Raw genomic sequence first — 8,264 nt, forward strand, 5'->3', positions numbered from 1 at the left:
TCCAACCTCTTTCTTCAGAAAATAGCGTCATATATGAATACATGGCGAGTAATCCCGGATCCCCTGACTATGGATTTGCTTCAGGCCTGACGAAGTCCCAGGTAACCATTATTCTAAATCAAACTTTTCCAAAGGAAATGGCTGCAAGGCAGGGCGCCATTCCTGCAAATGTTGCAAGATCGAAGACTACAATCAAGAGAAGCTCTGCCAATACTGGTATCATTGAAATGACCGTACGACAGGTCATTGATACCTTTAACTTCATGTACATCAGCATGTGCGGACCCTACCAATGCCCAAATGAGGAGTGAGAATAAACCGATAAAAAAATACATCACATAAATACCGTCTATACTTCTTTGCCCTATCAACCAGTAAACATAGAGTTGTTATGACTACATTAATGCCGACTTTATTCAGCTGCCCCAAATGGAGTTTCAAAGAGTATTGGCAGTCTCTCAGGTCTAGTATACGACATGGTTTTTTTAAAAAAGTCTATCGATCCGCCTTTTTTGTTCTGGCTCTGATATTTCTCAGTCCCGCAGTGTTATCAGACACCCTGAAAGTTGCGGTTGCATCCAACTTTTACCCGACCGCTGTTGAATTGAAAAAAGTCTTTGAAAAACGCCATTCGGACATTGATCTTATGCTTGTGATGGGTTCGAGTGATGACCTGTTCGGCCGTATTGTGAATGGTGAAAACTTTGACGTCTTTCTCAGCGCAGATGAAACCCATCCGGCCACGCTGGAGCAACTGGGTAGAATCAAGAAAGATTCACGGAAAACCTTTGCCTTTGGCCGACTTGCATTCCTGCACAAGATGGGTAACCAGACCGATGATCATGGTCACGGTCATGGAAAAGAGACAATATCGGTGAAGGAGTTGAGTGAATTTATGGCCAAGCATAGCGGTCAGGACGTCTATATTCCGGATCCTCAGGATTCTCCCTATGGCAAGAGGGCAAAAGCGCTGCTTGACTCTACAGGGTTGTACTATTCCCTTAATGAAACGGGGAGAATCAAGATCGAAGACAGCGCTCATGATGTCTGGGATAACAGCAAGAATAAAACGGAGGTATTTGCCTTGCTCCCGGCCTCGTTAGTGTTTCACGGAGATGATGATCACTCCGCGGATACTCATGACGTAAAGCACGGTTACCCCGAAGTCGATGAAGTGTCCCTGTTAAAAGACACTGATTTTCACCGTCTCAAGCAGCAGATGGTGATACTCCGTAACGCTGCTAACAACAAAGCCGCTGAAACCTTTACAGCGTTTATGCTGTTACCCAGTATTCAGTCCTATATTGGCGATCATGGTTACTATCCGGCAAGTTATTCTGATGAATGCAATCCTGTTGATGCTTCATCCGCTGTTTCTTATGTTTCAGCTATTCCTTCTGGCGGTGTTTTGTATGTTGTTGTTTCCGCAGTCGTTGTTTCCTTTATTAACGGAGGTTATCGCCGTTTCTAATTCCCGGCTTTGAGCTTGTCGAAGTCTTTCGACAAGCTCAGGACGAGAGGGGGCTCTATGTCTTGGATCAGGAAATCTTTTCCTTGAATTCACACAAATCTTCGATAATACAGCTGCCGCATTGAGGCTTTCTGGCTTTGCAGACGTAGCGTCCATGAAGAATGAGCCAGTGATGGGCGTCCAGAAGAAAGTCTTTGGGAACCAGTCTGACCAGTTTTTTTTCTACTTCGAGCACATTCTTGCCCGGAGCAATTCCGGTGCGGTTGGAAACCCGGAATATGTGAGTGTCCACAGCCATAGCAGGCTGTTTGAAAGCGGTGTTCAGCACCACGTTTGCAGTTTTTCTACCCACACCGGGTAGTGCTTCCAGGGCTTCGCGGGTATCAGGGACTTCACCGTCATGCTGTTCCAGCAGCATTTTACAGGTTTTAATGACATTTTCGGCTTTGGCATTGAACAGGCCAATAGTTTTGATATATTCCTTCAGGCCTTCAACACCCAGATCAAAAATGGTCCGGGGTGTATTGGCCACCGGGAATAATTTATCCGTTGCCTTGTTCACGCCAACGTCCGTTGCTTGAGCTGAAAGAATCACGGCGATCAAAAGCTCGAAGGAGGAGGAGTAATTCAGTTCTGTCGTTGGGTTAGGGTTTTGGTCCCGCAAACGGCTAAAAATCCGGGTTCTTTTTTCCTTATTCATCGGATATTTCCAGTCACTCGAACACGTTTACTGCCAACCTCTGATAACGGTTCTTGAGCTTTTCTGGCTTCTTCCTGCTTTTTGTCGATGACATTTTTGATAGCAATCAGAAACCCCATAAAGACAAAGGCTCCCGGGGGGAGGATGGCGAACAGAAACTGTTTGTAATCCTGGAAAACGACAATTGACCAGTTTTGAGCGGCAGGGCCCAGAAGCAGATCCATGCCCGAGAACAGTGTTCCCTGACCAATCAGTTCCCGAAGTGCTCCCAGCAGAACCAATATGGCAGCAAAGCCTGCTCCCATCATCAATCCATCAAAAGCGGCAGGAATCACAGGCTGTTTAGAGGCGTAGGCATCTGCACGTCCCAAAATAATGCAGTTGGTGACAATCAGGGGAATGAAAATACCCAGAATTTTATACAACTCATAGGTGTAAGCCTGCATCAAAAGCTCGATACAAGTGGTAAAAGAGGCGATGACCATAACAAAGACAGGCAGGCGAATCGCATCAGTCACCTGATGTCGAATAAGGGAAACAACTATGTTTGAGCCCATGACCACCAGCATGGTAGCAATACCAAGCCCAAGAGCGTTAACCACACTGTTGGATACACCCAGAAGGGGGCAAAGACCCAGCAGTTGGACCAGGGCCGGGTTGTTATGCCAGAGCCCGTTCCAGGCAATCCTGGCGGCTGATTGATCGGCGAACAACGATTTTTTCTGCAGCGCTGAATCAGTAGCAACATCATCCGTCATTGTTCTGCTCCTTTTCTCGAAACTTTTGGCTGTGCCAGGGTTTCCATGGCTGCTTCACCCTCTTTAAAGAGTGTTTCCCTGTGAGAGGCAAAATAGTTCAGGGTTCGATAGACGGAGCCCACAACAGCTCTGGGGGTAATAGTAGCCCCGGTGAACTGGTCAAACTGGCCGCCATCCTTCTTGACTCCCCAGTCTTCAGGGGCAGGGTCTGTGAGAGACTTACCCCGGAACTGCAAGATCCAGTCAGACACTTTGGTGTCTATTTTATCACCGAGTCCAGGCGTTTCCTTGTATTGGGTGGCTCTTACTCCAGCCAGAGTCCCGTCGGCGTATATGCCCACCAGTAGCTCTATTTTTCCAGCATAGCCGTCAGGAGCTATGGCGGGAAGAATGACAGCAACAGGCTTGTGATGCTTGAAAGCTACGTAGCCATATTTTTCAGTAGAGGTTGCCAGTAAATCATTGGCCGGGATGACTATCCGGGCATCCAGAATGCTGTTGTCGTGTGTGTCATCCGGAAGAATTTCTTTCAGAGCCCTGGCTTCAAAGGCGCGAACCTGGGCATGAATCTTCTCTTGCGTGAAAACAAAAGTCAGAGCAATGAGGCCCACGGTGAGAATGGCAAACATACCCAGTGTCAGACTGTTGCGAACGATGCTGCTGGCAAGGCCGGCAGAAGGTATCTTCCGTTCAGAAGATGGATTTGGGTCATTTTGACTTTCTTTATCCGTGGACATTCGTGAGTCACTCATTTCACATTCATTCACTAAGGGCTGCTTGGCTCAGGGCTGCTTAGCTCAGTGCTGCTCTGGCAGCCCCTTGTTCGGCTTCTTATGACCATAGGTTCTTGGCTGGGTATAGTAATCAATCATGGGCGCTGCCATGTTCATTAGCAGCGTCGCGAAGGCGACACCGTCAGGGTACCCGCCCCAGGTGCGGATAATATAGACAAGAATGCCTGTTCCGGCACCAAAGATCAGCCTTCCCTTGTTGCTGGTAGCACTGCTGACGGGGTCGGTAATAATGAAAAAAGCACCCAGCATGGTGGCACCACTGAATAAGTGGAACAATGGCGAACCGTGGCTGCCAGACCCGGCTCCGCCCCAGAAAAGGGTAGACATTACCAGCAGAGCTGCCAGCATGCCCATCGGGGCGTGCCAGCTAAAAACCCTTTTGTAGAGCAGAAAAAGGCCACCCAACAGATAGGCAAGGTTGATCCAGAGCCACCCACGACCTGCAAAATATTGGAAGGCCGGATTTTCTGACCAGAGCTCTTTCATGGTCAGGGAGGTATTTTCCCGAACAATATCCAGCGGCGTTGCCATACTGATGGCGTCAATATTAATGGGGTGACCGAAGAGTGGGAAAATAGTGAAAAGTGCCTCGCTGAAGCTTTTCACAGCAGTGTGGCCTGCTGCACCCACCGGAGGTAGCCATTGAGTCATTTCCTGAGGGAAGGAAATCAGCAACAGCACGTATCCCAGCATGGCCGGATTAAATGGATTGTTACCCAGCCCCCCGTAGAGTTGCTTGCCAATGATAATGGCGAAAGAAATTCCAATCAGGGTTAGCCACCAGGGCGAGAGGGGGGGCAGTGCCAGAGCCAACAACACGGCGGTGACAATGGCTGAACCATCAGTGAGATAGAAGCTGATGGGGCGTTGTCGTATTTTCAGCACCAACGCTTCTGAGCCCACTGCAATCAATATGCACCAGACGAGATTGATCAGCGTTCCCCAGCCAAAAAAGACTGTCTGCATGGCCAGGCCCGGCACTGCTGCCAGTAGGACCCATTTCATTATCTGCTGCGTGCTGTTGGGACTGCGAGCATGGGGGGATGTCTGCCTTACCAGGGTCATCGTAAATACCGACTGTTTATCAAGAGAGAATCAACTTGCTGCGGCCAGAGCATTTTCTGCTTCAGCTGCTTTGGTTTGTGCTTTGGTCAGGGCCGCTTCCAGGGCCTGGGTATCGCCTTCGGCGTTATCCAGTGCCCTTTGGGCTTTCTTGAGTGCAGCTCTGGCCATAGCGTTCTCAATTTTCAATTTCTTAAGGTCGTCGCTGGTTTCAGTCTTTACCGGGTATGACGAACTGGTCGCTCCCGTTGCGTTATCAGCGACGGATGGTTTTCCGGATTCCAGTTGTTCAAGTTTTTTACGACATTCGTCTATTTTGTCCTGAAGGGAGAGAGTGTCATCGGAGCCCAATTCCTGAGCTTTTGTCATTTCTCGCTCAGCCTTCTTCAAAGCCGCTTTGGCCATCGCCTGTTCAACTTTCAGCTTTTTGTCATCTGCTGAGGATTTTGCTGGCTTTCCTGTGTTGGCATCAACTAATTCTTTGGTCAGGCTGTCTGCTTTCTGGCGGTACTCTTCCACTGCGTCTCTGAGGGCTTCCGTTTCAGAACTGCCTTCTTCAAGGGCTGTAGCCAAAGCTCTTTCCGCTTTTTTCAATGCTGCTTTAGCCATAGCGGATTCTATTTTCAACTTTTTGGCAGCTTCGTTATCAAGGTTTTTTTCAGCTCTCGGTTGCTGTCGTATAGCTGAAGGCTGTTCTATGGCTGAAGGCTCTGAAACAGCTGCCGTTTCAAATTCTTTTTGCAGTTTGGCTACCTGAGCTTCCAGCATGCTGACATCAGCACTCAGCTTGTCAATGTCGCCTTCTCCCTTCTCCTGAGCCTGAGTCAGGGCTCTGCGGGTTTTCTTCAGCTGGGCGCTGGCCAGTGATAACTGAATCCTGAGTTCTTTTTGATCTGCAGACAGTGTCGTTTTTGCCGGTTTGTTGGTAGTTGTGCTTGCTGCCACTTTTTTGGCCTTGGCTCTTTCAATGGCTGCCTGAACAGGATCCGGGACTGCAGACGATTCTTTATTGCTTGATGCTGCCTTCTCAGCTTTCAATCTGGCAGCACGTTCTGCATTAGCCTTGCGCTTGGCTTCTTTTTCAGCCTGCTCTCTTTCAAGACGGGTCTGGCGATTTTCGTAGCGCACCCTGGAGCGTTCTGCTTTGGCATGTCTGGCTTCCTGAGCCCGAATTTCACCCTTGGAGGCTCGATAGTATTGAACCAGTGGAATACTGCTGGGACACACGTAGGAACAAGCACCGCATTCGATACAGTCAAACAGGTTGTGATGTTTCAGCTGCTCATGGTTTTCTGATTTCGCATGCCAGTAAAGTTGTTGAGGTAGCAAAGACGATGGACAGGCTTCTGCACACATACCGCAGCGAATACAGGCCTGAGCCGGCATGGCCGGAGGGAATTCTCCACGGGTTCCGGCAATCAGACAGTTGCTGGTCTTGATGACAGGGACATCCTGCCCGTTCAGCGTGAAACCCATCATAGGGCCACCCATAATCAATGCGTCCAGTTGACGATCGTTGATGCCTGCTGCGGACAGAAGGTGTCTGGCAGGTGTTCCCAGAAGAACTTCAAGGTTGCCCGGTTTTGAGAGCGCTTCGCCAGTCATGGTGGTGATTCTGGAAATCAGCGGCTTGCCATGCTGGACAGCATCACAGACAGCCACCGCTGTGCCAACGTTTTGAACAGCAATACCCAAATCGGAAGGTAGTTTTCCTGAGGGAACTTCCAGGCCTGTCAATATTTGAATCAGCTGCTTTTCGCCACCCGAAGGGTATTTGGTTGGGAAGACAACCACTTTTATTTGATGACCGTTGCTGCTCTGGGCAACGGCTTTTTTGAGGGCTTCAATCGCCTCTGGTTTATTGTCTTCAATGCCGATCAGACAACGTTCACTAGTGAGAAGGTGTTGTAAAATCTCTGCGCCGGTCACAATGCTGTCGGCACGCTCTCTCATGAGCATGTCATCAGCCGTGATATACGGCTCACATTCAGTGCCATTCAGAATCAGTGTATGTATCGGGCTTCTTGGTGACAGCTTGACTGCGGCTGGAAAGCCTGCTCCGCCCATACCTGCAATACCCGACTGGCGGATAAGCTCAACCAGAGTTGATGGCTCAACAGATTTATAATCGTCGATTGGCTGGAGCTGACACCATTGATCTTTGTCATCCGGAATTAATGTAATGCACTCGTCGTGCATTCCGGAGGGATGGGGTATCGCTTCTGAACTTATTGCAGACACAGTGCCCGAGGTAGGGGCGTGAACGGGCACGCTGACAAAGCCGGTAGCTCTGGCAATCATTTGTCCTTTTAGCACTCTGTCTCCAACAGCAACAATAGGCTCTGCAGGAGAGCCCGCATGCTGTGACAATGGCAGAATTAACTTATCCGGCATTGGGACAGACTTGATAGGCACGCTGGTAGATTGGCGCTTGTTTTCCTCAGGATGAATGCCTCCCGTCAGTGGCCAGACTCTGACTTTGACTTCGGGCATGTGCCTGGATTCAGTGATATCCCTGAGAGGCAGATTCATACGGTTTGTCCTCTCATATCCGTGGCTATCAGGCCAGGTTCTGCTTCCCTGGAGGGCAAGGTCCAGCTCCAGGTATGGGGCGTTGTTTCGATGGCTACCATGTCTATGCAGTCAACAGGGCAGGGTTCAACACAAAGGTCACAGCCAGTGCACTCATCTTTCATGACCGTGTGCATTTGCCTGGCAGCGCCCAGAATGGCATCTACTGGGCAAGCCTGTAGGCATTTGGTGCAACCAATACACTCATCTTCCCGGATGTAGGCAACCATGGGCGGCTTTTCGGCACCATGCTCTTCGTCCAGTGGTTCAGGCTCCACATCCAAAAGATCGGCCAGTGCATTGATAGTGGACTGACCACCTGGAGGGCAACGGTTGATGGGTTCACCACTGACAATCGCTTCTGCGTATGGACGACAGCCCGGAAAGCCACATTGACCGCACTGGGTCTGAGGCAGCAGCTCATTCACCTGATCAATAATAGGGTTGCCTTCCACCTTGAAGCGGACACTGGCAAAACCCAGTATGGCGCCAAAAACAAGTGCCAGAGCAAGAAGGGCGATAATGGCAAAAATGACGATTTCCATAATCCTTGACAGATCTCCCTTACAGTTTGATCAGGCCAGTGAAGCCCATAAAGGCCAATGACATCAGGCCAGCGCTGATCATTCCGATGGCAGCGCCCCTGAAAGGAGCAGGAACATCTGCAGCTACCTGACTTATCAGTACCTTCTGATTCCCCTGGGTCTGGAATTTCTCAAAACCATTGCCTTTATCCTTGTAATCGCGGTAGTGGTTCAGTTTACGGAAATGGTGGTTAGAAAAGTCAGCCCTCTGCTGCACCGTGTCCTTGGCGTATTCCTGCCTTTGATCACTAGCAACTGTGCTGTTTTGGGTGTCGCTCTGCTGAACAGCAACCGATTAAACAGTTCACTGGTTGATTCCGCTAC

8 protein-coding genes and 2 pseudogenes are annotated in these 8,264 nt (G+C 49.6%); 3 read left to right on the forward strand and 7 right to left on the reverse strand.

What is annotated here, in order from left to right:
- The coding region (locus KDK17_RS01370) for a hypothetical protein (protein WP_257287175.1) at nucleotides 1-311 on the forward strand (311 nt) is incomplete at its 5' end.
- A gap of 233 nt (nucleotides 312-544) precedes the next feature.
- A complete protein-coding gene (locus KDK17_RS01375) occupies nucleotides 545-1,471 on the forward strand; it encodes a substrate-binding domain-containing protein (RefSeq protein WP_257280085.1) in 927 nt (308 codons plus the stop codon).
- A 67-nt stretch (nucleotides 1,472-1,538) separates the two neighbouring features.
- On the opposite strand, the gene nth is transcribed toward KDK17_RS01375, so the two are convergent.
- From nth to KDK17_RS01410, 7 genes and pseudogenes are all read right to left on the reverse strand, one after another.
- Nucleotides 1,539-2,171: an endonuclease III gene (gene nth / locus KDK17_RS01380; RefSeq protein WP_257254402.1), complete on the reverse strand. Its 633-nt coding sequence runs from the start codon at nucleotides 2,169-2,171 to the stop codon at nucleotides 1,539-1,541.
- On the reverse strand, nucleotides 2,168-2,929 hold the full coding sequence (locus tag KDK17_RS01385) for an electron transport complex subunit E (protein ID WP_257254401.1): 762 nt from the start codon (nucleotides 2,927-2,929) through the stop codon (nucleotides 2,168-2,170). Before KDK17_RS01385 ends, nth begins: the two co-directional genes overlap by 4 nt.
- Nucleotides 2,926-3,681 (reverse strand): electron transport complex subunit RsxG, encoded by a 756-nt coding sequence (rsxG, locus tag KDK17_RS01390; protein ID WP_257287176.1) that lies wholly within the window; start codon nucleotides 3,679-3,681, stop codon nucleotides 2,926-2,928. Before rsxG ends, KDK17_RS01385 begins: the two co-directional genes overlap by 4 nt.
- A 45-nt stretch (nucleotides 3,682-3,726) precedes the next feature.
- Complete coding sequence (rsxD, locus tag KDK17_RS01395) at nucleotides 3,727-4,788, reverse strand: electron transport complex subunit RsxD (RefSeq protein ID WP_257253896.1); 1,062 nt, start codon at nucleotides 4,786-4,788, stop codon at nucleotides 3,727-3,729.
- A gap of 30 nt (nucleotides 4,789-4,818) precedes the next feature.
- Nucleotides 4,819-7,317 carry an electron transport complex subunit RsxC gene (gene rsxC, locus KDK17_RS01400; RefSeq protein ID WP_257287177.1) on the reverse strand — a complete coding sequence of 833 codons (2,499 nt, stop codon included), beginning with the start codon at nucleotides 7,315-7,317 and terminating at the stop codon, nucleotides 4,819-4,821.
- A complete protein-coding gene (gene rsxB / locus KDK17_RS01405; protein WP_257280089.1) occupies nucleotides 7,314-7,901 on the reverse strand; it encodes an electron transport complex subunit RsxB in 588 nt (195 codons plus the stop codon). Before rsxB ends, rsxC begins: the two co-directional genes overlap by 4 nt.
- A gap of 19 nt (nucleotides 7,902-7,920) precedes the next feature.
- Nucleotides 7,921-8,022: pseudogene (locus KDK17_RS01410) on the reverse strand (electron transport complex subunit RsxA); the annotation flags it as partial.
- Here KDK17_RS01410 and KDK17_RS01415 point away from each other — a divergent pair.
- Nucleotides 8,014-8,264: pseudogene (locus KDK17_RS01415) on the forward strand (Rnf-Nqr domain containing protein); the annotation flags it as partial. The pseudogenes KDK17_RS01410 and KDK17_RS01415 sit on opposite strands and share 9 nt — an antisense overlap.

It is taken from the genome of Endozoicomonas sp. SESOKO2, from assembly GCF_024606245.1.
Classification (GTDB): Bacteria; Pseudomonadota; Gammaproteobacteria; order Pseudomonadales; family Endozoicomonadaceae; genus Endozoicomonas_A.